At 73.2% G+C, this 23,731-nt stretch carries 21 protein-coding genes; 10 read left to right on the top strand and 11 right to left on the bottom strand.

Going from position 1 to position 23,731, the window contains the following annotated elements; genetic code table 11:
- The first annotated feature begins 57 nt into the window (after nucleotides 1-57).
- Nucleotides 58-891, top strand: coding sequence for a phospholipid scramblase-related protein (locus ACFVIU_RS36935; RefSeq protein ID WP_385848024.1), 834 nt, complete (start codon nucleotides 58-60; stop codon nucleotides 889-891).
- Between the two features lie 112 nt (nucleotides 892-1,003).
- Here the strand turns inward: ACFVIU_RS36935 and ACFVIU_RS36930 are convergent, their stop codons facing one another.
- Nucleotides 1,004-1,987 (bottom strand): hypothetical protein, encoded by a 984-nt coding sequence (locus tag ACFVIU_RS36930; RefSeq protein WP_385848022.1) that lies wholly within the window; start codon nucleotides 1,985-1,987, stop codon nucleotides 1,004-1,006.
- Nucleotides 1,984-2,835 carry a phosphatase PAP2 family protein gene (locus ACFVIU_RS36925; protein WP_385848021.1) on the bottom strand — a complete coding sequence of 284 codons (852 nt, stop codon included), beginning with the start codon at nucleotides 2,833-2,835 and terminating at the stop codon, nucleotides 1,984-1,986. Before ACFVIU_RS36925 ends, ACFVIU_RS36930 begins: the two co-directional genes overlap by 4 nt.
- A 257-nt stretch (nucleotides 2,836-3,092) precedes the next feature.
- Here ACFVIU_RS36925 and ACFVIU_RS36920 point away from each other — a divergent pair, with 257 nt between their 5' ends.
- A complete protein-coding gene (locus ACFVIU_RS36920; protein WP_385848019.1) occupies nucleotides 3,093-3,707 on the top strand; it encodes a TetR/AcrR family transcriptional regulator C-terminal ligand-binding domain-containing protein in 615 nt (204 codons plus the stop codon).
- Between the two features lie 156 nt (nucleotides 3,708-3,863).
- Here ACFVIU_RS36920 and ACFVIU_RS36915 read toward each other — a convergent pair whose 3' ends face one another.
- The gene (locus ACFVIU_RS36915) at nucleotides 3,864-4,934 is read right to left on the bottom strand and encodes a DUF2510 domain-containing protein (protein ID WP_385848018.1); all 1,071 of its coding nucleotides are present in this window, start codon (nucleotides 4,932-4,934) and stop codon (nucleotides 3,864-3,866) included.
- Nucleotides 4,935-5,265: 331 nt separating this feature from the next.
- Between ACFVIU_RS36915 and ACFVIU_RS36910 the strand changes: the two genes are divergently transcribed.
- A complete protein-coding gene (locus tag ACFVIU_RS36910) occupies nucleotides 5,266-7,956 on the top strand; it encodes an ATP-binding protein (protein WP_385848016.1) in 2,691 nt (896 codons plus the stop codon).
- A gap of 46 nt (nucleotides 7,957-8,002) precedes the next feature.
- On the opposite strand, the gene ACFVIU_RS36905 is transcribed toward ACFVIU_RS36910, so the two are convergent.
- Complete coding sequence (locus ACFVIU_RS36905; protein WP_385848014.1) at nucleotides 8,003-8,974, bottom strand: DUF3048 domain-containing protein; 972 nt, start codon at nucleotides 8,972-8,974, stop codon at nucleotides 8,003-8,005.
- Nucleotides 8,975-9,258: 284 nt separating this feature from the next.
- Between ACFVIU_RS36905 and ACFVIU_RS36900 the strand changes: the two genes are divergently transcribed.
- Nucleotides 9,259-10,449 (top strand): zinc-dependent alcohol dehydrogenase, encoded by a 1,191-nt coding sequence (locus ACFVIU_RS36900; protein ID WP_385848013.1) that lies wholly within the window; start codon nucleotides 9,259-9,261, stop codon nucleotides 10,447-10,449.
- 58 nt (nucleotides 10,450-10,507) lie between these two features.
- Here ACFVIU_RS36900 and ACFVIU_RS36895 read toward each other — a convergent pair whose 3' ends face one another.
- Nucleotides 10,508-11,581, bottom strand: coding sequence for an ATP-dependent DNA ligase (locus tag ACFVIU_RS36895; protein WP_385848012.1), 1,074 nt, complete (start codon nucleotides 11,579-11,581; stop codon nucleotides 10,508-10,510).
- Nucleotides 11,582-11,655: 74 nt separating this feature from the next.
- Here ACFVIU_RS36895 and ligD point away from each other — a divergent pair, with 74 nt between their 5' ends.
- A complete protein-coding gene (gene ligD / locus ACFVIU_RS36890; RefSeq protein ID WP_385848011.1) occupies nucleotides 11,656-12,675 on the top strand; it encodes a non-homologous end-joining DNA ligase in 1,020 nt (339 codons plus the stop codon).
- Between the two features lie 85 nt (nucleotides 12,676-12,760).
- A complete protein-coding gene (locus ACFVIU_RS36885; RefSeq protein WP_385848009.1) occupies nucleotides 12,761-13,825 on the top strand; it encodes a LacI family DNA-binding transcriptional regulator in 1,065 nt (354 codons plus the stop codon).
- Between the two features lie 22 nt (nucleotides 13,826-13,847).
- Here ACFVIU_RS36885 and ACFVIU_RS36880 read toward each other — a convergent pair whose 3' ends face one another.
- Entirely contained in the window at nucleotides 13,848-14,639 is a 792-nt protein-coding gene (locus ACFVIU_RS36880; RefSeq protein ID WP_385848008.1) for a VOC family protein, read from the bottom strand.
- 243 nt (nucleotides 14,640-14,882) lie between these two features.
- Between ACFVIU_RS36880 and ACFVIU_RS36875 the strand changes: the two genes are divergently transcribed.
- Nucleotides 14,883-15,128, top strand: coding sequence for a WhiB family transcriptional regulator (locus tag ACFVIU_RS36875; RefSeq protein WP_385848006.1), 246 nt, complete (start codon nucleotides 14,883-14,885; stop codon nucleotides 15,126-15,128).
- 290 nt (nucleotides 15,129-15,418) lie between these two features.
- Here ACFVIU_RS36875 and ACFVIU_RS36870 read toward each other — a convergent pair whose 3' ends face one another.
- The 4 genes from ACFVIU_RS36870 to ACFVIU_RS36855 all read right to left on the bottom strand — a co-directional run bounded on the left by ACFVIU_RS36870 (nucleotide 15,419) and on the right by ACFVIU_RS36855 (nucleotide 19,870).
- The gene (locus tag ACFVIU_RS36870; protein ID WP_385848005.1) at nucleotides 15,419-16,393 is read right to left on the bottom strand and encodes an acyl-ACP desaturase; all 975 of its coding nucleotides are present in this window, start codon (nucleotides 16,391-16,393) and stop codon (nucleotides 15,419-15,421) included.
- Nucleotides 16,394-16,621: 228 nt separating this feature from the next.
- The gene (gene ddaH / locus ACFVIU_RS36865) at nucleotides 16,622-17,398 is read right to left on the bottom strand and encodes a dimethylargininase (protein ID WP_385848003.1); all 777 of its coding nucleotides are present in this window, start codon (nucleotides 17,396-17,398) and stop codon (nucleotides 16,622-16,624) included.
- Between the two features lie 122 nt (nucleotides 17,399-17,520).
- Nucleotides 17,521-19,149, bottom strand: a complete 1,629-nt coding sequence (locus ACFVIU_RS36860; protein ID WP_385848001.1) for an ABC-F family ATP-binding cassette domain-containing protein — start codon at nucleotides 19,147-19,149, stop codon at nucleotides 17,521-17,523.
- A 304-nt stretch (nucleotides 19,150-19,453) separates the two neighbouring features.
- Nucleotides 19,454-19,870, bottom strand: a complete 417-nt coding sequence (locus ACFVIU_RS36855) for an SsgA family sporulation/cell division regulator (RefSeq protein WP_385848000.1) — start codon at nucleotides 19,868-19,870, stop codon at nucleotides 19,454-19,456.
- Nucleotides 19,871-20,066: 196 nt separating this feature from the next.
- Between ACFVIU_RS36855 and ACFVIU_RS36850 the strand changes: the two genes are divergently transcribed.
- Nucleotides 20,067-20,408, top strand: coding sequence for a plasmid stabilization protein (locus ACFVIU_RS36850; protein WP_385847998.1), 342 nt, complete (start codon nucleotides 20,067-20,069; stop codon nucleotides 20,406-20,408).
- Nucleotides 20,409-20,466: 58 nt separating this feature from the next.
- On the top strand, nucleotides 20,467-21,174 hold the full coding sequence (locus ACFVIU_RS36845; RefSeq protein WP_385847997.1) for an endonuclease V: 708 nt from the start codon (nucleotides 20,467-20,469) through the stop codon (nucleotides 21,172-21,174).
- Between the two features lie 13 nt (nucleotides 21,175-21,187).
- On the opposite strand, the gene ACFVIU_RS36840 is transcribed toward ACFVIU_RS36845, so the two are convergent.
- Nucleotides 21,188-22,387: a saccharopine dehydrogenase family protein gene (locus tag ACFVIU_RS36840; RefSeq protein ID WP_385847995.1), complete on the bottom strand. Its 1,200-nt coding sequence runs from the start codon at nucleotides 22,385-22,387 to the stop codon at nucleotides 21,188-21,190.
- A gap of 215 nt (nucleotides 22,388-22,602) precedes the next feature.
- On the opposite strand from ACFVIU_RS36840, the gene ACFVIU_RS36835 reads away from it, so the two are divergent.
- Nucleotides 22,603-23,731: CaiB/BaiF CoA transferase family protein (locus tag ACFVIU_RS36835; RefSeq protein ID WP_385847993.1), on the top strand; the 1,129-nt coding region annotated here is incomplete at its 3' end.

Here is a 23,731-nt window from a genome sequence, read left to right as displayed (position 1 = left end):
GAACAGGGCTCCGTGCGGACTGGTCAGGTACCGGTCAGGGCAGGGTAGTGTGCCCCGGTGACCACGCAATCGAACACCCCCGCAGGCTGGTATCCCGATCCGCACGGGGCTCCGCAGACGCTTCGCTACTGGGACGGGGCCCAGTGGACCGAGCACACCAACCAGCAGCCGCAGCAGGGCCAGGCGCCGCAGCAGGCCGCCGCTCACATCCCGCAGCAGCAGGCCGCCGACCCCAGGGTGCAGCGTCAGGTGCAGCAGCAGGCCGGGATCGCGGCCGCCGGTCCCGGCGGGGGCACCCTGTTCACCGAGCCCGTGCTGGTGGTGAACCAGAAGGCCAAGCTGATCGAGGTGACCAACGAGTACAAGGTCATGGATCAGCACGGCCGGGAGATCGGCTCGGTCACCGAGGTCGGCCAGGGCGTACTGAAGAAGATCCTGCGCTTCGTCTCCAGCTGGGACCAGTTCATGACCCACAAGCTGGAGATCCGCGACGCCCACGGCCGGCCGCAGCTGCTGCTGACCCGGCCCGCGAAGATCTTCAAGTCCCGGGTCGTGGTGACCCGCCCGGACGGCTCCGAGGTCGGTGAGATCGTCCAGCAGAACATGATCGGAAAGATCAACTTCGCCATGAACGCGGGCGGCCAACAGGTCGGCGCGATCAAGGCGGAGAACTGGCGGGCCTGGAACTTCGCCATCGTGGACCACGCGGACAACGAGGTCGCCCGGATCACCAAGACCTGGGAAGGCCTCGCCAAGACGCTGTTCACCACCGCCGACAACTACGTCCTTCAGATCCACTACCAGCTGCCCGAGCCGCTGCTGAGCCTGGTGGTCGCGACGGCCCTGACCGTCGACACCGCCCTCAAGCAGGACCAGCGCGGCTGGAACTGAGCGGCGCCGCACTGGGGCGGACGGGGAGTACGGCAACGGCGGCCGGTCCACGCGAGACGCGCGCGGACCGGCCGCCGCCGTTGTTCGCCCACCGTGCCGCTCGCGGCACCGTTCACAGCGCCGTGAGGTGTCCCGGCTGTTCCGGCTGGCGCGGCACCAGCGCCGGCTCGGCCGTGGCCGTCTCCGGCTCCAGCGCCAGCACCGCGGCCACCGGGTGGTCGGCGTCGTCGTGGCCGTCGTACATCGCGTCCGTCTCGTCGCCGGGGTACCCGGCCTGCGGCGACACCCGGGTGAGCAGCAGCACGCCCCACGCGGCCAGGCCCGCCCCGGCCAGCGCCAGCAGCACACCGGCGGCGCCGCCCCGCAGGCCCTGTCCGAGCAGGGTGAGCCCGATCACCGCGGCCGCCGTCGGGTTGGTGAGGGTGACCAGGGCCAGCGGGGCGCCGAGGCCGCCGCGGTACGCGGTCTGGGACAGCAGCAGTCCGCCGACCGCGAAGGCGGCGACGAGCACCGCGACCACGATGACCTCGACGCCCAGGACCGGGCCGGACCGGTCGGTGGCCGCCACCGTCACCGTCTGGGTGAGCGCGGAAGCGACCCCGGAGGCGATACCGGAGGCGGTCGCGTGCCGGAGGCCCGGCCGGGCGCCGGGCCGGGACAGCAGCCCGATCAGCGCCGCGGTCGTACCGGCCACCGCCACCGCCTCGGGCAGGCTCAGCACCCGCTCGGGTGCCGGACCCGACGCGGTGACCAGCAGCGCGCCGAGCCCCAGCAGCGTCAGCGCCGTGCCGCGCCACTCCGCCGTGCTGACCCGCCGCCCGGCCGCCCGGGCGCCCAGCGGGACGGCCGCGACCAGGGTGAGCGCGCCCAGCGGCTGGACGACGGTGAGCGGGCCGTACCGGAGAGCCACGACGTGCAGCAGCGCGGCGGCCGCGTTCAGACCGACCGACGACCACCAGGCACCCGTGCCGAGCAGGCGCAGCAGGCCGGTGCCCGCGCTGCGCGAGGCCAGGCGCTCCTGGGCGACGGCGGCGAGGGCGTAGGCGACGGCCGAGACCAGCGACAGCGCGACGGCGATCAGGGCGGGGGCGTTCATCGGCCCGCTCCGACCAGGACCTGGCGGCGGGGGATGTCCTGGCCACGGGTGCCCTGATCACGGGTGCCCTGGTCACGGGTGTCGGGGCCGGCGGTGCCGGGCGTCCGGCGCGGCGGGCGGATGACGGCGAGGGTGAGACCCAGCATGGCGGTCGCGACGAGCGCGTCCAGCCAGTAGTGGTTGGCCGTGCCCACGATGACCAGCAGGGTGATCAGCGGGTGCAGCAGCCACAGCGGGCGCCAGCGGGACCGGGTGGCCGCGATCAGCCCGATCGCCACCATCAGCGCCCAGCCGAAGTGCAGCGAGGGCATCGCCGCGAACTGGTTGGACAGATGGTCGCTGGACGGCGGGCCGTACACCGAGGGGCCGTAGATCCGGGCGGTGTCGACCAGGCCGGTGCCGGTCAGCATGCGCGGCGGGGCCAGCGGGAACGTGAACGGCAGCACGAGGGCCGCCGTGGTGACGACCGCGAGGACCCGCCGCGCCCATATGTAGTGCAGCGGCCGGCGCAGATAGAGCCAGACCAGGAAGGCGAGCGTGGCCGGGAAGTGGACGGTCGCGTAGTAGGTGTTCGCCAGGCGGACGAGGGTGTCGCCGTGCAGCAGCGCCGACTGTACGGCGGTCTCGTGCGGCAGGTGTACGGCCCGCTCCAGGTCCCAGACGCGGTGGGCGTTGTGGAAGGCGTTCGCGGTGTGGCCGGTCGCCAGCTGGCGGCCGAGCTTGTAGACGAGGAACAGCCCGGCGACGAGCAGGAACTCGCGCAGCAGCGGCGGGCGCGATGTCGCGTCCGGAGCGCTCGGAGCGTATGGCTCCGCTTCTGCCTCCGCAGGCTCGGTGCGGGCGTTCATCCCCCGGCCCCCTTCGCTGACGTGGTGGTGCGTGACGGTGGTGCGTGGACGGTGTGCCGGTGGTGCGTGGAGCACTCATCGATACGTTGTCGTTCCGATACGCCAGTGTACCGATACGCTTGGGTACCGGTACACTGGCGTATCGATTGATGTGCGACACACTGGAGACATGTTTCGGACGGCGCTCGAGAAGCGCCTGACCGGACTCCGGTGCCGAAGGAGGGCACCGGCCGTACACGAGTGAGGGGAAGCACGGCATGACGTCGCAGGCCGCGGAGGGACCGGAGTCGGTCGTCGCCTCGCGCCGCTCCAAGATCACGCCGGAGCGTGAGCGGGAGTTCTTCGACGCGGTGCTGGAGCAGATACGCGAGTGCGGGTACGAGTCCGTCACCATGGAGGGCGTCGCCGCCAGCACCCGGTGCAGCAAGTCCACGCTCTACCGGCAGTGGAAGACCAAACCCCAGTTCGTCGCGGCCGCCCTGCGGGCCAGCCGCCGGGTCCGGTTCGCCGGGATCGACACCGGCTCGCTCGCCGAGGACCTGCGCCAGGCAGCGCGGGCCGCGGGCGACTGGTCCGGCAAGGACACCAAGCTGCTCCAGGCGCTGGGGCACGCGGTGACGGCGGACAAGGAGCTGGCCGAGGCGCTGCGCGAGGCGCTGGTCCACCCGGAGATCGCCGCGCTGGAGGGGATGCTCGCCCGGGGCGTGGCCCGGGGCGAGGTGCCCGAGGGGCACCCGGCGCTGGAGTTCGTCCCCGCGATGATGTTCGGCGTACTGCGCGTCCGGCCGGTCCTCAACGGCCAGTACGCCGACGCGGGCTACCTCCTGCGGTTCGTGGAGGCCGCCGTGCTGCCCGCACTCGGGCTGACCTGAGACCCAGGCCGCCGTTCACCGGGATGACCGGACGGTGACCTGCTCGCGCCGCACCGTGGGGACGGGGGCGGCGCGCACCACCGGCCGGGTGGGGTTCCTCCTTGAGCGGAGGGGAGCCCCACCCGGCCGCATCACGTGGCGGACCCGCCGGGTGCCTCAGACGTTCTGGCCGTCGCCGCCGCCGGACGAGATCCTGATCCCCTTCACGATGGTGTCGATGACGGACACGTCCTGCCCGACGTCCACGCCGAAGCGCACCACGACCATCTGCTTGGCGTCGTTGGGCGAGGGGAAGGCGACCGACTCCACATAGCCGTCGGCGCCCTTGCTGGTGACCGCCTTCCAGCGCACCAGATAGCCCTTCTGCCCGGCCACCGTCACGGCCCGGGACGCGAGCACCTGGTGCGAGGTGATGCTGCCGTAGGTCGTGCCGCCGTACGACTGCTTGGCGTTGGCCGCGATGTCCGCCTTGGCGACCTGTTCCGCGGTCTCGCCCTCGGTGCCCAGCGCCACCGCGGGAGCCGAGTAGGCGCCGCCCGCCGTGCACGTCTGCTTGCCGTTGCCCGGGCAGGTGTAGGAGTCGTCCGAGGTCACCTGGGCGCCGACGCTGATCGTCTGCCCGGTCCAGCCCTTCGGCACCGGCAGGCTGATGCCGTCGACCGGATCCGGCACCGTGCCGCCGCCCTTGATCTTGGGCGCGCCGGACGCCCGCGGCGACGGCGAGGCACCGCCCCCGGACCCACCCGACTCACCGGACCCGTCCGAACCTCCGGACCCGCCCGGCCCACCGCCCCGGCCCCGGTCCGGGACACCTCCCGGCCCCCGCTGCGCACCAGCCCGGGTGCCGCTGCCGCCGTCGTCCTTGGACAGGGCGTACACGCCGATCCCTATACAGGCCAGGACCGCGGCCGCGGCCGCGACGGCTATGCCCGTCCGCAGTCCCGTCCGGGACCGGACCGCCGGCTGCACGGGATACCCCGGGTATCCCGCAGCCCCCGGATACCCCGCGCTCCCCGGATCTCCGGGAGTCCCCGGAGACTCCGGATACACGCCGTACCCCGGGGCGGCCGACGGCTGCGGGCCCGCCGGGGGACCCCAGGGGGCGCCCGTCCCGGCGGGGCGGGTCCGGTCCGTCCAGGCCGTGCCGTCCCACCAGCGCTCGGTGGGCGGACCGTCATTCGTCTGCCCGGGATCGGGGTACCACCCGGGAGGAGTCACCTGCGTCATGCCCCCACCGTATGAGGCAACGGTGAAAGTGTGATGAGAGGATGCGCCGCGGATTGCGCGCGGCCCTTGCACGGCTGCCGGCCGGGGAGGCCCCGGCGCGCATCCGGGCGAAGCCGCGCAAGACCGCGTCCGGCGGAACGCCTGGGGGCGACGCCGCGTGTTGACGGACCGTCAGCCGCTCACCGGCTGGTCGGGTGGGCTTCCGCGTCGCCTGTCCGCCCCCGCGTTCACTCGGCGGGTCAACAGTCGCCCCGACCGGCCACCACACCTCATCCCGGACGGCTAGGCTCGTGGTCTGTACGTCATTCGGGCGACCTGGGGAGGTAACGGGATGACGGAGGGACGGCCGCCGGCAGCCGCCTCGGGTTCCCTGTGGGAGCGGGATGCCGAGATCGCCGCCGTCGCACAGGCGCTCGACGTCCTGTGCGCCGACCAGTCGTCGGCGGGCAGTCTGCTGGTGTTCCGGGGCGAGGCCGGGATCGGCAAGACCGCACTGCTGGCCGAGACCCGCCGCATGGCCGAACGCCGCGGCTGCGCCGTGTGGTCCGCCCGCGGCGCCGAGACACTGCGATCCGTCCCCTTCAACGTGGTGCGGCAGCTGCTCCAGCCCGCGCTGCTGTCCCTGCTCCCCGAGGAGGCCCGCGAGTACCTCGGCGACTGGTACGACATCGCGGGCCCCGCCCTCGGGATAGTCGACCCCGGCGAGGACAACCCCGACCCGCAGTACGTCTGCGACGGACTCGTCGCCGCCGTACGCCGGCTCGCCCGCCGCGAGTGGCCGCTCGTGCTGCTGATCGACGACGCCCACTGGGCCGACCAGGAGACCCTGCGCTGGCTCGCCGCGTTCGCCGAACGCCTGGAGGACCTCTCCGTCCTGGTCGTGGTCGGCCGCCGCCCCGGCGAGGCCGGCGGCGAGAGCGCCCGCCACCTCGACGCGGTGGCCGCGGCCGCGGGCCACGCCGTCAGCAACCTCAACGCCCTCACCCCCACCGCCACCGCGGGCATCACCCGCGCCGCCCTCGGCCGGCACGCCGACGACGCGTTCTGCCGCGAGGTCTGGGCCGTCACCGCCGGCAACCCCTACGACACCGTCGAACTCCTCGCCAAGGTGCAGGACAGCGAGGTGACGCCGGTCGAGGCCCGGGCCGGCGAACTGCGCGCCCTCAACCGCGCCGCCCGCGGCGGCGGACTGGTCGACCGGCTGATGGAACTCGGCCTGGAGGCCACCCAGTTCGCCTGGGCTGCGGCCATCCTCGGCACCGGCATCACCGTCGACATGGTCGCCCGCCTCGCCACGATGGACGAGGGCGTCGCCCGGCACTGCGCGGAACTCCTCTGCGCCGCCCGCATCCTCACCGCACCCGACCCGGCTGTGCACGCCGAACCCGCCCCGGGCGAGCTGGAGTTCGTCCACCCGCTGATCGCCACCGCCGTCTACCACTCGATCCCGCCCGCCATGTGCACCGCCATGCACGGGGTCGCCGCCCAGATCATCACCGAACACGGCCGCGGCGCCGCCCAGGCCGCCCGGCACCTGCTGAAGGTGCACCCCGAGGGCGACGAGCAACTCGTCGAGCAGCTGCGCGAGGCCGCCCGCGAGAACCTCGCCGTCGGCGCGCCCGACGCGGCCCGCCGCTGTCTGGAACGCGCCCTGGAGGAGCCGCCGCTCCCCGAGGTGCACGCCCACGTCCTGTACGAACTGGGCTGCGCCACCCTGCTGACCGCGCCCGCCGTCACCATCGGCCACCTCCAGAGCGCGCTCGGCATGCCCGGCCTCACCGGACGCGACCGCGTCGACGCCGTCGTCCGCCTCTCCCAGGCCCTGCTGCACAACGACGAACTCGAGGAGGCCGTCCGCACCATCGAGGCCGAGGCCGCCCGGCACGACGCGGGCCCCGTCCGGATGCGGCTCCAGGCCTTCCAGTTCATGTGGGAGGGCATCCACGGCGAGACCGTCTCCCCGGCCCGCTCCCGGCGCCTCGCCGAACTCGCCCGCACCTGCACCGGCCGCGACAACTCCGAACGCGCCCTGCTGATCCTGCGCGGCTTCGACGCCATGACCCACGGCGAGAACGCCGAGGAGGTGATCGAGCTGTGCGACCGCGCCCTGGTCAACGGCCGGCTCGCACCCGGCCTCGGCTGGACCGACCGCGAGTGGGGCATCGAACTGCTGATGATGCTCGGCAGCGCGTACGCCTACGCCGACCGGCTCGACCGGGCCGAGAGCCTCTTCGCCGAGGCCCTGCGCGTCTACACCGGCGCCGGCTGGCGCGGTGGCCATCTCTCCCTGGCCAACGCCTTCCTCGGCCTCGCCTACCGCAGACAGGGCCGCCTCAAGGACGCCGAGACCACCCTGCGCGAGGCACTCGCCCTCGCCGAACGCGTCGGCCGCCGCCTGCCGCTGTACTGGTCGGCCAGCTGCGGACTGGTCGACACCCTGCTGGCCCGCGGCCGGGTCGAGGAGGCCTGGTCGGTCGCGGAGCAGTACGGCTTCGCACCGCCCTACCCGTCCACCATCGTGCTGCCCGACATCCGGTCCGTGCGCGGGCGGCTGCTGCTCGCCGTCGGCCGCACCGAGGAAGGCATCAACGAACTCGAGGCCGCCGAGAAGACCGCCGTGACCCGCGGCGGCCACAACCCCGTGCTGGCCCCTTGGGCGATCGACCTCGCCAAGGCCCTCGCCGGCCAGGACCCGTCCCGCGCGGCCCAGCTCGTCACCGACGCCCGCCGCCAGGCCGAACGCTTCGGCACCGACACCGCGATCGGCGAGGCCCTGCGCTGCGCCGCCGCCCTGGAGACCGGGCCGCGCGCGGTCCAGCTGGCGGGCCGGGCCGTCGCCTATCTGGAGGCCTCACCCTGCCAGTTCGAACACGCCGCGGCCCGCATCGAGTACGGCATCGCCGCCGGCTCGGCCACGGAACTCCACCGGGGCCTGGACCTGGCCCGGTCCTGCGGAGCCGAGGGACTGGTGGCACAGGCCCGACAGGCGCTGGAGGGGCTGGAGGAGGGACGGATTCCCTAGGGGAGCCGAACCCCGAGAGACCCCGCCGGTCTCCCGGGGAGGCACCTCACGGCGCCGCCGCGAACACCACCCACACCTGGCCGTCGGCAAAGTCCAGCGGGCTGCCGTCGGCCGCCGTGAACGCCGTACCGTCCGTGGCGGCCCGCCGTGACCAGCCGGCGGCGAAGGACCGTCCGTCGCGCAGCACCTCCGCCCGGCCCGATCCCACCGTCTCGGTGTACGGCGTCGGGTTGCCGAGCACATCGTGATAGCGGGACATATGCACCCGCACATACTGCACGACGACCGTCGGCGGGGCGATCCGTGCGCCGCCCGGGGTGACCGCCGGGGTGCCGTCCATCGCGACCAGCCAGCCGCCCCGCCCGGCGGACCAGGTGAAGGTGAAGCGGGCCGCGGGATAGCGCACGGTGCGGGCGGCCGTGGGCGTGCCCCCGGCGGGCGCCGGGCCGTAGCGGAAGCCGGTGCTCAGCGCGGCCCGGCCCGGGGCGGCGGGCAGCAGCCGGGCCGGGTGCAGATAGAGGTTGTGCGGCGCGGCCCTGCCGTTGCTCCGGACATAGGCGGCCGGGGCCTGGTCGGGGGACTCCTCACGCAGCGGCGCCCGGCCGATCAGCGGCAGCAGCTTGCGCTGGGCCCCCGAGAACGCCAGGAACGGCCGGTCGAACTGGCGCAGCAGCTCCAGATCGGACTCGCGGGCGCTGCGCACCGGGCCGACCGTCTTCGGCAGCCTGGTCGCGTACACCGCCATCAGCCGGCTCAGTCCGCCCTCCACCTGCTCGGCGTACACCACGTCGGCCGTGTCCAGCCCGGTCTGCGGACGCGCCGCGGGCACATTGTCGATCTTCACGGCGAGCGGCGACCCGGCCGCGGCGGGCGCGGTCGGTGCCGGGGTGCGGTGCGGGGCACGGTCGTTTGCGCCGTGCTGCGGGCCGGTGCAGCCGGCCATGAGCGACGCCGTCAGCGTGGCGGCCAGCAGTGCCACCGTCAGCGCGGCGCGCCGGGGGCGCGCCCTGTGTCCCATGCCCACGCTTGTCACCCCGTCCGTGTGGTCTGATTCTGCGCCCGCAGAGTCGTGTCGGCCATAGCGCGCTGGGTACGGTCCCGCCCGTCCGGCGGGTCGAACGGGCCCACGGGCCGACCCGGGTGCGCGGTCGGGGCCGGGGGAGGGGGTTCGGCGCGCGGTCGTACGGGTACCCGGGCGCCGCCGCGAACAGGACGGCGCCGCCGCCGACCGGACGCAGCCATCGGCAGCCCCGGCTGCGCCGGAGCGAGGCGGCGCGCCCGCGACCGAGGGAGCGCGACCCCATGAAGGCAGTCACCTGGCAGGGCCGGCGGGACGTCCGCGTCGAGGACGTGCCCGACCCGAGGATCGAGGAACCCACGGACGCCGTCGTCCGTATCACCTCCACCGGGCTGTGCGGCTCGGACCTGCACCTGTACGAGGTGCTCACCCCGTTCATGACCCCCGGCGACATCCTCGGGCACGAGCCCATGGGCATCGTCGAGGAGGTCGGCCCCGGGGTACCCGATCTCAAGGCGGGCGACCGGGTCGTGGTGCCGTTCCAGATCGCCTGCGGAAACTGCTGGATGTGCCTCACCGGGCTGCCGACCCAGTGCGAGACCACCCAGGTCACCGGCGAGGGCATGGGCGCCGCCCTGTTCGGCTACACCCGCCTGTACGGCGCGGTCCCGGGCGGTCAGGCCGAGTATCTGCGGGTGCCGCAGGCGCAGTTCGGACCGATCAAGGTGCCCGAGGGCCCGCCGGACGACCGGTTCGTCTATCTCTCCGACGTGCTGCCCACCGCCTGGCAGGCCGTCGAGTACGCCGCCGTCCCGCCCGGCGGCACCGTGGCCGTCCTCGGTCTGGGCCCGATCGGCGACATGGCCTGCCGGGTGGCACTCGCCCGTGGCGCCGAGCGGGTCTTCGGCGTCGACCTGGTGCCGGAGCGGCTCGCCCGGGCGCAGCGCCGGGGTGTGACCACCTACGACCTGCGCGCCTTCGACGACGAGAAGTCGCTGGTGCACGCGATCTGGGACGAGACCGGCGGGCGCGGCCCGGACGCGGTGATCGACGCCGTCGGCACCGAGGCGCACGGCAGCGCCGCCGCCAAGCTCGCCCAGACGGCCACCGGGATGCTGCCCCGCAAACTGAGCGGACCGCTCGCGGAACGCTTCAGCGTCGACCGGCTCGGCGCCCTGTACATGGCCATCGACCTGGTACGGCGCGGCGGCACGATCTCGCTCAGCGGTGTGTACGGCGGGACGGCCGACCCGATGCCCCTGCTCACCCTGTTCGACAAGCAGATCCAGCTGCGCATGGGCCAGGCCAACGTCCGGCGCTGGACCGACGTGATCATGCCGTATCTGACCGAGGAGGACCCGCTCGGCGTCGAGGACTTCGCCACGCACCGGCTGCCGCTGACGGACGCGCCGCACGCCTACGAGATGTTCCAGCGCAAGCAGGACGGCGCCGTCAAGATCCTCATGCAGCCGTAGCCGTAGCCGTAGCCGTAGCCGTAGCCGTGGCTGTGGCCTCGGCGGTCGCAGGGGTGGCTCAGTGGTGCCGCTCCCCGAGGATCTCCGCGAGGTCGTACCGCACCGGCTCCTCCAGCTGCGCATAGGTGCAGCTCTCCGGGGTGCGGTCCGGGCGCCAGCGGCGGAAGCGGGCCGTGTGCCGGAAGCGCTGACCGTTCTCCATGTGGTCGTAGGCCACCTCGGCGACCCGCTCCGGCCGCAGCGGCACCCAGGACAGGTCCTTCTTGCCCGACCAGCGGCTCGGCGCGCCCGGCAGCCGGGCCGTCTCATGGGCGGTCTCGTCGGACCAGGCCGCCCACGGATGCCCGGCCACGTCGTCCATCCGGAGCGGCTCCAGCTCCTCGACCAGCTCGGCCCGCCGCTTCATCGCGAACGCGGCCGACACGCCCACATGCTGCAACCGGCCCTCCTCGTCGTACAGTCCCAGCAGCAGCGAGCCCACGACCGGGCCGCTCTTGTGGAAGCGGTAGCCGGCGACGACGACATCGGCGGTCCGCTCGTGCTTGATCTTGAACATGGCGCGCTGGTCCTGGAGGTAGCGCAGCGTCAGCGGCTTGGCGACGATCCCGTCGAGACCGGCGCCCTCGAACTGCTCGAACCACCCCTGCGCCACACCGAGGTCGGTCGTCGCCGGCGCCAGATGCACGGGCGGGGTGGCCTCGGCGAGGGCCCGGTCGAGCAGCGCCCGGCGGTCGGTCAGCTCCACGTCGAGCAGCGAGGTGTCGTCCAGCGCGAGCAGGTCGAAGGCGACGAAGGACGCCGGGGTCCGCTCGGCCAGCATCCGCACCCGCGAGTCCGCCGGGTGGATCCGCTCGGTCAGCGCGTCGAAGTCCAGCCGGCCGCCGCGCGCGATCACGATCTCCCCGTCGAGCACGCAGCGCCTGGGCACCCGCTCTCTCAGCGCCCCGACCAGCTCGGGAAAATACCTGGTCAGCGGCTTTCCGGTACGGCTGCCCAGCTCGACCTCGGCCCCGTCCCGGAACACGATCGCACGGAAGCCGTCCCACTTCGCCTCGTAGTGCATGCCCGGCGGGATCTTCGCCACGGACTTGGCGAGCATCGGCTTCACGGGCGGCATCACCGGCAGATCCATGCCCCCGATTCTGCTCGCATACCTCATGTGTCGCCCGGTATGCGCCCGCCGTGGGGTGCGCCTACCGTGGCCGCATGGGCGATGCGGTGGAACTGGAGGTGGGCGGCCGGACGGTACGGCTGTCCAGCCCGGACAAGGTGTTCTTCCCCGAGCGTGGTTTCACCAAGCTGGACCTCGCGCGGTACTACACCGCCGTCGGTCCCGGCATCCTGCGTGCCCTGCGCAACCGCCCGACCACCCTGGAGCGCTACCCGGACGGCGTCGGCGGCGAGTGGTTCTTCCAGAAACGGGCTCCCAAGGGCATGCCCGACTGGATCCCGACCGCCCACATCACCTTCCCCAGCGGCCGCAGCGCGGACGAGATGTGCCCCACCGAAGAGGCCGCCGTGGTGTGGGCCGCTCAGTACGGCACGCTCACCTTCCACCCCTGGCCGGTACGCGCCACCGATGTCGACCGCCCCGACGAACTGCGCATCGACCTCGACCCGCAGCCCGGCACCGAGTACGCCGACGCCGTCCGCGCCGCCCACGAACTGCGCGCCGTACTGGACGAGTTCGGCGGGCTGCGCGGCTGGCCCAAGACCTCCGGCGGCCGTGGCCTGCATGTCTTCGTGCCCATCGAACCCCGCTGGACCTTCACCCAGGTACGGCGCGCCGCGATCGCCGTCGGGCGGGAGATGGAACGCCGGATGCCCGAGCAGGTGACGATCAAGTGGTGGAAGGAGGAACGGGGTCGCCGCATCTTCCTCGACTACAACCAGACCGCTCGGGACCGCACCATCGCCTCCGCCTACTCGGTACGGCCGCGCCCGCACGCCCCCGTCTCCGCGCCGCTGCGCTGGGACGAGGTGGAAGCCGCCCACCCCCGTGACTTCGACCTCGCCACCATGCCGGGCCGCTTCGCCGAACTCGGCGATGTGCACGCCGACATGGACGACCACGCCTACTCCCTGGACGCCCTGCTGGAGCTGGCCCGCCGCGACGAACACGACCACGGCCTGGGCGATCTGCCGTATCCGCCGGAGTACCCGAAGATGCCCGGCGAACCGAAGCGGGTCCAGCCGAGCCGCGCCCGCCGCGAACAGACCCCCTGAGCGGTCGAGTGCCTCTCCCGGCCCCGGATCACCCGAGGCCGGCGCGGCTATCCTGAGCGCCAGCCGCGCGAGGAGGAGTCCCGAAGTGACCGAGGCAGTGTCGCGCCCCACGCTGGAGGCCGTGGCCGCGCGGGCCGGCGTGTCCCGGGCCACCGCGTCCCGGGTCGTCAACGGCGGGGACCGTGTCCGCGAGCCGCTGGCCGCCCGGGTCCGCCAGGCCGTGGAGGAACTCGGCTATGTGCCCAACCAGGCGGCCCGCACCCTCGTCACCCGGCGGCACGACGCCGTCGCGGTCGTCATCGCGGAACCCGAGACCCGGGTCTTCGCCGACCCCTTCTTCGCCCTGCAACTGCGCGGCATCAGCAAGGAACTGACCGCCCACGACAACCAGCTGGTACTGCTGCTCACCGAGGGCCGCGCCGACCACGCACGCGTGGCCCGCTATCTCGCCGGCGGCCATGTCGACGGAGCGCTCGTCTTCTCCCTGCACCTGGACGACCCGCTGCCCGCACTGATCCACGACGCCGGTGTCCCCACCGTGTTCGGCGGACGGCCCGGCTGGAGCGAGAGCGCCCCGGCGCAGGACCCGGGCGTGGTGTACGTCGACTGCGACAACCGGGGCGGGGCCCGCGCCGCCGTACGCCATCTCGTGGACCTCGGCCGCCGTCGTATCGCGCACATCACGGGCCCGCTGGACCAGACCTCGGCGGTGGACCGGCTCGACGGCTACCGGGACGTCGTCGGCGCCCTGCCCGGCGCGGACCAGGCCCGGCTGGTCGTGGAGAGCGACTTCACCCCGGCCGGCGGAGAACGGGCCATGCGTGAACTCCTCGTCCGCTGCCCGGACCTGGACGCCGTCTTCGCCGCGAACGACCTCACCGCGCTCGGCGCCCTGCGCGTCCTGCGCGGCTCCGGCCGGCGGGTGCCCGAGGACGTGGCCGTGATCGGCTTCGACGACGTACTGCCCGTCGCCGAACAGACCGAGCCGCCGCTGACGACGGTCCGTCAGGAGATCGAGGAGATGGGCCGGCTGATGGCCCGGCTGCTGCTGCGCAGGCTGTCCGGCGACCGGCGCGCCGACCACACCCCGGCCGACGCGCCGTCCCCCGTCATCGTCCCGACCACCCTGGTACGTCGCGCCTCCGCGTGAGGTCACCGGCGCCGTGCGGGGCTCAGCCCTGCCGCTGCTCGCTGCGGATCACCGCGAAGCGGGCGCCGTAGGGGTCGGTGAGTCTGGCCATGCGGCCCACGCCCTCCATCGTCGTCGCGGGGACGGCGACCGTGCCGCCGAGTTCCTCCGCGCGGGCGACGACGGCGTCGGTGTCCTCGACCTCGAAATACGGCAGCCAGTACGGGCGGCCCTCTCCCTCGGCGCCGGCGGCGGCCTGCGGCACGAAACCGCCGAACATCGCGTCCTCCCCGCCCTCGGCCGGGTTGACGCAGGTGTACGTCCCGCCCGGGAACGGCACCGCCGAGGTCTCCAGGCCGAGCACCTGGTGGTAGAAGTGGGCGGCCGCCGCGATGTCCGGGGTGTACAGCTCGACCCAGCACAGCGAGCCGGGATCGCCCGCCACGTCCAGGCCCTTTCTGCGCCCGGGCTGCCAGATCCCGAACGGCACCCCGGCCTCGTCCGCGAGGATCGCCACATGGCCCTGGCCCATCACATCGACGGGCTGGTGCAGCACGGTGCCGTGGGCCTGCTCGGCCGCCTTGGCGGTGGCCTGCGCGTCCTCGCTCTGGAAATACACCGTCCAGGCCGGCGGACCCTGCTCGGGGCCGGTCTGCATTCCGCCGGCGACGGTCCGGCCGTCCTGCTGGAAGAAGCCGTAGCCGCCGGCGTCCGGCCCGGCCGACTCGAACCGCCAGCCGAAGAGACCGCCGTAGAAGGAGACGGCGCCGTCGATGTCCGGGGTGGCGACATCGACCCAGTTCGGAGCGCCGTTGACGAAACGGGTGGTGAGCATGTGCCCTCCTCGAAGGGGTCCCGTCCTGTGCACTGCCGAGTCTGGCACCGCCCACTGACAACCGCCGCCGGAACCCCGCTCACTCACGGTGACCGCTGCTGCCCCCTGGATTTCGCCCCGTCCCGCGCGCCGCCGTGCGCGGCGGGGGACCGGCGGCGCATCATCGAGGCGGCGGGAGCTCCCAGCGGCGCCGTTGACGCGCTGTTGATCGAACGTTTTTCACGGCCCGGCACCATCCTGGGCATGTACTTCGACACCATCACCCCGGCCGACGAGACCTGGCGGGCGCAGGCCCTGTGCGCGCAGACCGGGCCGGACTTCTTCTTCCCCGAGCCGGGCAGCTCCGTGCGCGAGGCGAAGCGCATCTGCGGCCTGTGCGAGCTGCGTCCCGCCTGCCTGGAGTACGCACTCGCCAACGACGAGCGCTTCGGCGTCTGGGGCGGCCTCTCCGAGAAAGAACGCCTCGCCCTCCGCCGCACCTCCCCCTGACCCACATGCCCTCTGCCAAGCGTCGGCCACCTGCCGGCGAGCCCGCGCAGTGACGGCCGAGCCGCGTGCGTCGTCCCATTGGCCTGCGCCACCTGTGGCAGCACCTGCGGAGTGATGGCCGAGCCTGCGTCTTCTGCTGAGCCTGCGCTACCTGTGACGAGCCTGCGCGGCCGTGGCCGATCCCGTGCACCTTCGGCTGGGCCTGACGTCCCTGAAGAAGTCCGCGCCCCCGTCGTCGTACCTCGTCCAGTGAGCCCAGCGCGACTTCGCCGGGCCCACCCCTGTCGCGGTCAGCCGGTGTGGCGGGCTGCCAGGCGGGCCTTGCGGGCGGCGAGGCGCTCGTCGAACTTCGCGGCCTCCGCGTCCAGGCCGCCCATGAACAGGCCCAGCTCCTCCTGCGCCTGCCGCCCCTCGGGGCCGAGCCCGTCGATCTCCAGGACCTTCAGGAAGCGCAGCACCGGCTGGAGCACGTCGTCGTGGTGGATGCGCAGGTTGTACACCTCGCCGATGGCCATCTGCGCGGCTGCCCGCTCGAAGCCCGGGATGCCGTGGCCGGGCATCCGGAAGTTGACGACCACGTCCCGCACCGCCTGCATGGTCAGGTCGGGGGCCAGCTCGAAGGCGGCCTTCAGCAGGTTGCGGTAGAAGACCATGTGCAGGTTCTCGTCGGTCGCGATGCGCGCCAGCATGCGGTCGCAGACCGGGTCGCCGGACTGGTGCCCGGTGTTGCGGTGCGAGATCCGGGTGGCCAGCTCCTGGAACGCGACATAGGCGATCGAGTGCAGCATCGAGTGCCGGTTGTCGGACTCGAAGCCCTCGCTCATGTGGGCCATGCGGAAACGCTCGAGCTTGTCCGGGTCCACCGCCCGCGAGGTGAGCAGGTAGTCCCGCATCACGATGCCGTGCCGGCCCTCCTCGGCCGTCCAGCGGTGCACCCACGTGCCCCACGCGCCGTCGCGGCCGAAGAGCGAGGCGATCTCGTGGTGGTAGCTCGGCAGGTTGTCCTCGGTGAGCAGGTTGACCACGAGGGCGATCCGCCCGATGTCCGTCACCTTGGACTGGTCCTGCTCCCAGGCCTGCCCGTCCTCGAACACACCGGGGAAGTTACGGCCGTCGCTCCAGGGCACGTACTCGTGCGGCATCCAGTCCTTGGCGACCTTCAGATGCCGGTTCAGCTCGGTCTCGACCACTTCCTCCAGTGCGTACAGCAGCCGCGCGTCGGTCCAGACGGACGGGCTGCCGAGGTGAGGGGAAGTGATCGTCATGGAAACTCCAGGGGGACGCCGAGCTAAGGGGGTGAGGGTGGGGGAAGTGCCGGCGAGCGGCGCCGGAACGTACGTGATCGTAGGCTACGAATCCGTAGGTTACGAACCCGTAGGTTAAGTTCGCCGTAAAGGCTGCTGATCAGCGAGGTCGGACCCGGGTTGACGGCATACGGAACAGCCCCGGGACCCACCAGGTCCCGGGGCTGTCGGGCTGACAGAATCACCCGATCAGGCGTACAGCTCCCGCAGTCGCACCGAAAGACAGGTCACACAGCCCTCCAGCTTCTCGAACTCGCTGATGTCCACCGTGATCACCTCGTGGCCGAGATCGGTCAGCAGCTCCGCCGTCTTCGGGGCGCTCGCCGCCATCAGCAGCTTGTGCCCGCCGAGCAGCACCACATGGGCGCCGGACTCCTCCGGCACCGACAGGAAGCGCGGGAAGAGCGCGGGCCGGTCCACCTTGGGGATGTGCCCGATCACCGTGCCGTCGGGCAGCGCGGTCACCGCCGACTTCAGATGCAGCACCTTGCTCACCGGCACGGCCACCACGCGCGCGCCCAGCGGCTCGAAGGCGGCCCGCAGCTGCTGGACACCGGCCACGTTGGTGCGCCCGCCCCGGCCGACGTAGACCGTGTCGCCGACCTTCAGCACATCGCCGCCGTCCAGGGTGCCCGGCTCCCATATCCAGTTCACCGAGCAGCCGAGGCTCGCCACCGCCTCCTCGACACCGGCGGTCTCCGCCCGGCGGGGACCGGCACCGGGCCGGGTGATCAACGCCACGTTCCGGAACATCACGACGGTGTCCTCGACGAACACCGAGTCCGGGCAGTCGTCGGCCGGTTCGACCTCGACCGTCTCCCAGCCGTGGGCGCGCAGCGCCTCGACATACGCCTCCCACTGCCGCACGGCGAGCTCCACATCGACCTTCTCCCGCTCGATGTGCGTCACCAGGCCTTCGGCGAGACGGGGGCTGGGGCGGCGGACGAGGGCCTTCTTGCTGGGCACGAGAAGCCTTTCGTATCGGTCGGACGGTTCGGTCGCGGCAGTGGCGCGGACCGGCGCCGGACGAGGTCCGGCACCGGTCCGCCATCATGCAGCCCGCTCCGGCCTGGGCAAAACCCTCGTTGTCAGGCTGTGCCCAGCCCGACATCCTCCGGTGCGATCTCCCTCAGTTCGCCCCCTTCCATCAGCAGCCACCGGGTGATGCCGACCGACTCCAGGAAGGGCAGGTCGTGGCTGGCCACGAGCAGTGCGCCCTCGTACGACTCCAGGGCCGAGACGAGCTGCCGTACGCTCGCCATGTCGAGGTTGTTGGTCGGCTCGTCGAGCAGCAGCAGCTGCGGTGCCGGTTCGGCGAGCATCAGCGCGGCCAGGGCCGCCCGGAACCGCTCGCCGCCCGAGAGGGTGGCCGCCTTCTGGTCCGCCCGCGCCCCCCGGAACAGGAAGCGGGCGAGCCGCGCCCGGACCCGGTTGTTGGTGGCGGCCGGCGCGAACCGGGCCACGTTCTCGGCGACCGTCCGCTCGTCGTCCAGCACGTCCAGCCGCTGGGGCAGGAACCGCAGCGGGACATGCGCCGTGGCCACGCCGGCCACCGGGGCCAGTTGTCCGGCGACGGTCCGCAGCAGGGTCGTCTTGCCGGAGCCGTTCCGCCCGACCAGCGCGATCCGCTCCGGGCCGCGCAGGTCGAGGATCCCCGGGACGCGTGCCCCGTGGGCGAGTTCCAGGTTCTCCAGGGTGAGGACCTGCCGGCCGGGCGGTACGGCCGTGTACGGCAGCTCGACGCGGATCTCGTCGTCGTCCCGTACGGCCTCCACCGCCACGTCCAGGCGCTCCTTAGCCTCGGCGAGCCGCTCCTCGTGCAGGATGCGGTGTTTGCCGGCGGACTCCTGGGCGGCGCGTCGGCGCGCTCCCATGACGATCTTGGGCTCTCGCTTGCTGTCCCACATCTTCTGCCCGTACCGCTTGCGGCGGGCCAGTTTGACCTGGGCGTCGACGAGTTCCCGTTTCTGCTTGCGCAGATCCGCCTCGGCGACCCGGAGCATCCGCTCGGCGGCCTCCTGCTCCACCGCGAGGGCCTCCTCGTAGGCCGAGAAGCCGCCGCCGTACCAGGTGACCTCGCCGGAGCGCAGCTCGGCGATCTGGTCGACCAGGTCGAGCAGTTCCCGGTCGTGGCTGACCACGACCAGGATGCCCGGCCAGGAGCCGACGGCCTGGTAGAGCCGGCGGCGCGCGTACAGGTCGAGGTTGTTGGTGGGTTCGTCCAGCAGCAGCACGTCCGGGCGGCGCAGCAGCAGCGCGGCCAGCCGCAGCAGCACCGACTCGCCGCCGGACACCTCTCCGACGGTGCGGTCCAGGCCGAGGTGGCCGAGGCCGAGTTCGCCGAGCGTGGCGAGGGCGCGCTCCTCGACGTCCCAGTCGTCGCCGACCGCCTCGAAGTGCTCCTCGGCCGTGTCGCCCGACTCGATGGCGTGCAGCGCGGCCCGCCGGCCGGCGATTCCGAGGGCCTCGTCGACGCGGAGGGTGGTGTCCAGGGTGATGTTCTGCGGGAGATAGCCGATCTCGCCGGTGGCCTTGACGGCACCGGCGGCCGGGACGAGTTCGCCGGCCAGCAGCCTCAGCAGGGTGGACTTGCCGGAGCCGTTGACGCCGATGAGACCGGTTCTGCCGGGGCCGAAGGCGAGATCGAGGCCGTCGAGGACGGTGGTGCCGTCGGGCCAGGCGAAGGAGAGGGCGGTGCAGGTGAGGTTCGTTGACACAAGGGCCTCGCGGTGTGGGTGGGTGCGGTCGGGGCGAGCGCGTGGGAGACACCGCGAGGCGGACACCGAAGGACCCGGGGCACGAGGAGGCCCGAGAACGGAAAAAGGGCCTGTGCGCCAAAGGACGGCTCGGACGCCGAGGTCGTACGCCACGCACACCTCAGGGGGGTGAACGCGGTGTCTCAGGACCTCAGACGAGCAACGTCCTTCTCCAATCGACGGCAACAGGACCGATTACACGGTAGGAAGGGCGCGCAGCGCTGTCAACGGAATTGAATCCGCCTGGGCGCCGGGCGCGGAGGGCTCAGCAGGCGTCGCGCATCAGCTCGGCCAGACCGTGGTCCAGGTCCAGCTGGAGGTGTTCGAGGCCGGCCGGCACCAGCTCGTCCGTCGCGGCCAGGAACCGCCGTATCTCACCCGAGCGCACATGCACCAGCGCGGTGCCCTCCGGGGCGTGGAACTCCAGCACGGTGCGGTCGTACCCGTACGGCCGGACCCGGACGTCGCCCAGGCCCTCGGGCCCCTCCAGCCCGGCCGCGAGCAGCTCACGGGAGAAGGTCCAGCACACCTCCACGCCCTCCAGGGTGGCCGGGGCCGGGAAGGTCATGCGGACGGCGAACGGATCACTGCGGTCGTAGCGCAGCGTGGCGGGAATGCTCGGCATGCGCGGTGCGGCGGCGACGAGACGGGCCTCTACGGGCTGCTCGATGACGGTTGACAACGCCTTGCTCCCTCGTGACGGCTGGGCTACGTCCGGGTGCGACGCCCGGCACTGAGAGAGACGACGGATCCGGCCGTTGCGTGCACGCGGGGAACGAGTGACCTCGGTCACCGCGTTCATGCCTGGCCGGTAGAAGCCCCGAGGGCGGGTACTCGGCGGCGTGCAGCAAGGCATCGGCGCGAGGAAGGGAGCGATCATGCCAGCCGGTTCCAGCCCGAAGCGCGAGCGTCAGTACGAGCACATCAAGGAGAGCGCGCAGGACCGGGGCGAGAGTGCCGGACGCGCCAAGGAGATCGCCGCGCGGACCGTGAACAAGGAACGTGCCCGCTCCGGCGAGTCCAAGACCGCCAGCCGCAGCTCCACGCAGGACAGCAAGTCGTCCTCCGAGCGCGGCGGCCAGCGGTCGGGCAACCGCGTCGGGTCCCACGGCCCCACCCGCGACCAGCTCTACAACGAGGCCAGGCAGCGCGGCATCGAGGGCCGCTCCCATATGAACAAGGACGAGCTCCAGCGTGCGCTGAACGCCAAGAAGGGCTGAGCCCGGGGACCCCCTGGCGTCCGGGGGCCGGCCGGGAAGCCGTACAGTCGTGCCCACCATGACGACCGTAGGCGTACCCGCGGGCTGGCCCGCGACCGAGGACGAGGCCCGCGCGGTCCAGGACGAACTGCGCGGGCGGGTGGTGCTCGACGAACCCGGGCCGCCGCCCGGCAGCGGCCGGGTCACCGGCGTGGACGTCGCCTACGACGACGACCTCGACCTCGTCGCCGCGGCGGCAGTCGTCCTGGACGCGGCCACCCTGGAGGTGGTGGCCGAGGCGACCGCCGTCGGCCGCATCTCCTTCCCCTATGTGCCCGGGCTGCTCGCCTTCCGTGAGATCCCCACGGTCAGGGCCGCCCTGGAGCGGCTGCCGTGCCCGCCCGGTCTGGTCGTGTGCGACGGCTACGGCCTCGCCCATCCCCGTCGCTTCGGCCTCGCCAGCCACCTGGGTGTGCTCCTGGACCTGCCGACCATCGGCGTCGCCAAGAACCCGTTCACCTTCACCTACGACGACCCCGCCCCCGCGCGCGGCGCGTGCGCGCCGCTGCTCGCCGGAACCGAGGAGGTCGGCCGCGCGGTGCGCACCAGGGACGGCGTCAAGCCGGTCTTCGTCTCGGTCGGCCACCGGGTGAGCCTGGACAACGCCGTGGCGCACACCCTGGCGCTGGCCCCGGCCTACCGGCTGCCGGAGACCACGCGCCGGGCGGACGCCCTGTGCCGCAGGGCGCTCCAGGAGGCGACGGCGCGCCGGGCGCCGGCCTCCTGAACCGGGCGGTGCCTCACGCGCGCGTGGAGGCGCTCGCGGTCTCGGCGGCCACCCGGAAGGTGATCCCGGCGGCGCGCAGCCGCTCGGTCAGCGCGTCGCCCATCGCCTGCGCGGTGGTGACCTGCCCGGCCGTCGGCGGCAGTTCGTCGAAGGCCAGGCACAGCGCGGCCTCGGCGAACATCCTGGCCGTCTCGTCGTACCCCGGGTCGCCGCCCGCCACCTCGGTGAACACCCGCCGCCCGCCGCCCTCGCCGACGAACCGCACGGTGAACCAGCTCCGCGCCCGCTTCTCCGGGCTCGGCCCGTCACCCGGCTTGAGCCGGTCCGACAGCCAGCGCCGGGCGGGCGGCAGCTGGGCGGCCGCCGCGACGGCACCGACGGCGGCGACCCCGCCGAGCGCGACCGGCAGATGCCGGACCGCGGCGAAGTGCCGGTAGCGGAAGTCGGGGCCGTACCGCTCCAGCGCCTTCGCCGAGCGGCGCACGATCTGCGGATCGATCGTCGGCAGCGGCACCGCCCACGCGCCGACCTCCCCGGCGAACCGCGGCGCGCCCGCCGGGGTCGCCACCCGGCGCCCGAGCAGCCGGGGCTCGTGCCGGGCCCGCTCGCGCGCGGCGGACAGCATCTGCCGGCCGCGGGCGATCTGGTTCAGCACCGAGGCCAGCGTGCCCCCGGAGAACGCCGCGTCGGTGCTCACGAACCCGTCCACGGTCAGCGGCACCCCCTCCGGCAGCTGCCGGACGGTGAAGTACACCCCCAGGTCGTGCGGCACGGAGTCGAAGCCGCAGGCGTGCACCAGTCGGGCGCCGGTCTCCCGCGCGCGTGCGTCGTACCGGACGTACATCAGGTCCACGAACTCCGGCTCACCGGTGAGGTCCAGGTAGTCGGTGCCGGCCTGCGCGCAGGCGGCGACCAGCGCCTCGCCGTGCAGGATGTACGGCCCCACGGTCGTGGCCACCACGCGCGCGTGGTCGGCGAGGGCCCGCACGGTGTCCGGTTCGGCGACGTCGGCGCGCAGTACGCCGATCTCCGCGCCGCCGGGCAGCGCTTCGCGCAGCCGCTCCAGCTTGCGTGCGTCGCGGCCCGCTATCGCCCAGCGCAGGTCCCGCGGCGCGTGCGCGGCGAGGTACTCCGCTATCAGCGTTCCGACGAAGCCCGTCGCTCCGAAGAGCACGAGGTCGTACGGACGGTCCGTCCTTTTCAGCCTGGCCATGACACCCCTTCGTCCCGCAGCCCGCGCCGCCGTCGGTCGCTGAGGCTAGCGTGAGGTGTGCGCGCTCCGACGACCGGCCTTTCATCCGTCCGGGTGATCCCGGACGCTCCGGGCACTTGGCTAAGCGCTTGCTCGTTCAGGTCTTGTGTCCGGTGGAACGTGTTCTTAGCATCACCGGTGTTACATCGGTAGTGTCACACTCGCTTGGGGGCTCGATGACGACGGCAGTGAAGCCGGGGCAGGACGGCCCGCTCACCGGCGTGCGCGTGGTGGAGCTGGCCGGCATCGGGCCGGGCCCGTTCGCCGCCATGCTCCTGGGCGACCTCGGCGCCGACGTGGTCAGGGTGGACCGCCCGGGCGGCCCCGGCATCGGCATCGACCCGGCCCGCGACCTCACCAACCGCAACAAGCGCTCGGTCGTCGTCGACCTCAAGGCGGCGGACGGACCCGCGCGCGTCCTCGATCTCGCCGAGCGGGCCGACATCCTGATCGAGGGCTACCGCCCGGGCGTCGCCGAGCGGCTCGGCGTCGGCCCCGAGCACTGCCACGCCCGCAACCCCCGTCTGGTCTACGGCCGCATGACCGGCTGGGGCCAGGACGGCCCCCTCGCCCCCCGCGCCGGCCACGACGTGGCCTACATCGCCGTCACGGGCGCCCTCGGCATGATCGGCCGGCCGGACGAGCCCCCGCCCGTCCCCGCCAACCTGCTCGGCGACTACGCGGGCGGTTCGCTCTACCTGGTGGTCGGCGTGCTCGCCGCGCTGCACCACGCGCGCGCGACCGGCACCGGACAGGTGGTCGACGCCGCCATCGTGGACGGCGCGGCCCACCTGTCCGCGATGATCCACGGCATGCTGGCGGCCGGCGGCTGGCAGGACCGGCGCGCCGCCAACCTCCTCGACGGCGGCTGCCCCTACTACGGCACCTACGAGACCGCCGACGGCCGGTACATCGCGGTCGGCGCCCTGGAGGAGCAGTTCTACGACGAGTTCCTGCGCCTGCTCGGCCTGGCCGAGGAGGACGGCGCGCGCACGGACTGGACCCGCTGGGGCGAGCTGCGCGAAAAGATCGCCGCCCGCTTCAAGGCCCGCACCCGGGACGAGTGGACGGCCCTCTTCGAGGGGTCCGACGCCTGTGTGGCCCCGGTGCTGTCCCTGCGCGAGGCCCCGCACCACCCGCACCTGGCCGCGCGCGGCACCTTCGTCAGCCACTCCGGCATCACCCCCCCCCCCCCCCCCCCCCCCCCGCCCCCCCCCCCCCCCCCCCCCCCCCGCCCCGCCCCCCCACGCCCCGCCCCCCCCCCGCCGGCCCCCGCCGCGCGCCCCCCCGGCCCCCCCCGCGCGG

The organism is Streptomyces sp. NPDC127190 (assembly GCF_042672505.1).
Classification (GTDB): Bacteria; Actinomycetota; Actinomycetes; order Streptomycetales; family Streptomycetaceae; genus Streptomyces.
Note: the sequence above shows the minus strand (reverse complement) of the source record. Positions and strands in the feature narration are given on the sequence as shown.

Excerpts from the sequence above, each read along its gene's own strand:
- ACFVIU_RS36930 (WP_385848022.1), bottom strand. The coding sequence starts at position 1,987 with ATGAACGCCCCCGCCCTGATCGCCGTCGCGCTGTCGCTGGTCTCGGCC.
- ACFVIU_RS36925 (WP_385848021.1), bottom strand. The coding sequence starts at position 2,835 with ATGAACGCCCGCACCGAGCCTGCGGAGGCAGAAGCGGAGCCATACGCT.
- ACFVIU_RS36920 (WP_385848019.1), top strand. The coding sequence starts at position 3,093 with ATGACGTCGCAGGCCGCGGAGGGACCGGAGTCGGTCGTCGCCTCGCGC.
- ACFVIU_RS36915 (WP_385848018.1), bottom strand. The coding sequence starts at position 4,934 with ATGACGCAGGTGACTCCTCCCGGGTGGTACCCCGATCCCGGGCAGACG.
- ACFVIU_RS36910 (WP_385848016.1), top strand. The coding sequence starts at position 5,266 with ATGACGGAGGGACGGCCGCCGGCAGCCGCCTCGGGTTCCCTGTGGGAG.
- ACFVIU_RS36905 (WP_385848014.1), bottom strand. The coding sequence starts at position 8,974 with ATGGGACACAGGGCGCGCCCCCGGCGCGCCGCGCTGACGGTGGCACTG.
- ACFVIU_RS36900 (WP_385848013.1), top strand. The coding sequence starts at position 9,259 with ATGAAGGCAGTCACCTGGCAGGGCCGGCGGGACGTCCGCGTCGAGGAC.
- ACFVIU_RS36895 (WP_385848012.1), bottom strand. The coding sequence starts at position 11,581 with ATGGATCTGCCGGTGATGCCGCCCGTGAAGCCGATGCTCGCCAAGTCC.
- ligD (WP_385848011.1), top strand. The coding sequence starts at position 11,656 with ATGGGCGATGCGGTGGAACTGGAGGTGGGCGGCCGGACGGTACGGCTG.
- ACFVIU_RS36880 (WP_385848008.1), bottom strand. The coding sequence starts at position 14,639 with ATGCTCACCACCCGTTTCGTCAACGGCGCTCCGAACTGGGTCGATGTC.
- ACFVIU_RS36875 (WP_385848006.1), top strand. The coding sequence starts at position 14,883 with ATGTACTTCGACACCATCACCCCGGCCGACGAGACCTGGCGGGCGCAG.
- ACFVIU_RS36870 (WP_385848005.1), bottom strand. The coding sequence starts at position 16,393 with ATGACGATCACTTCCCCTCACCTCGGCAGCCCGTCCGTCTGGACCGAC.
- ACFVIU_RS36850 (WP_385847998.1), top strand. The coding sequence starts at position 20,067 with ATGCCAGCCGGTTCCAGCCCGAAGCGCGAGCGTCAGTACGAGCACATC.
- ACFVIU_RS36845 (WP_385847997.1), top strand. The coding sequence starts at position 20,467 with ATGACGACCGTAGGCGTACCCGCGGGCTGGCCCGCGACCGAGGACGAG.
- ACFVIU_RS36840 (WP_385847995.1), bottom strand. The coding sequence starts at position 22,387 with ATGGCCAGGCTGAAAAGGACGGACCGTCCGTACGACCTCGTGCTCTTC.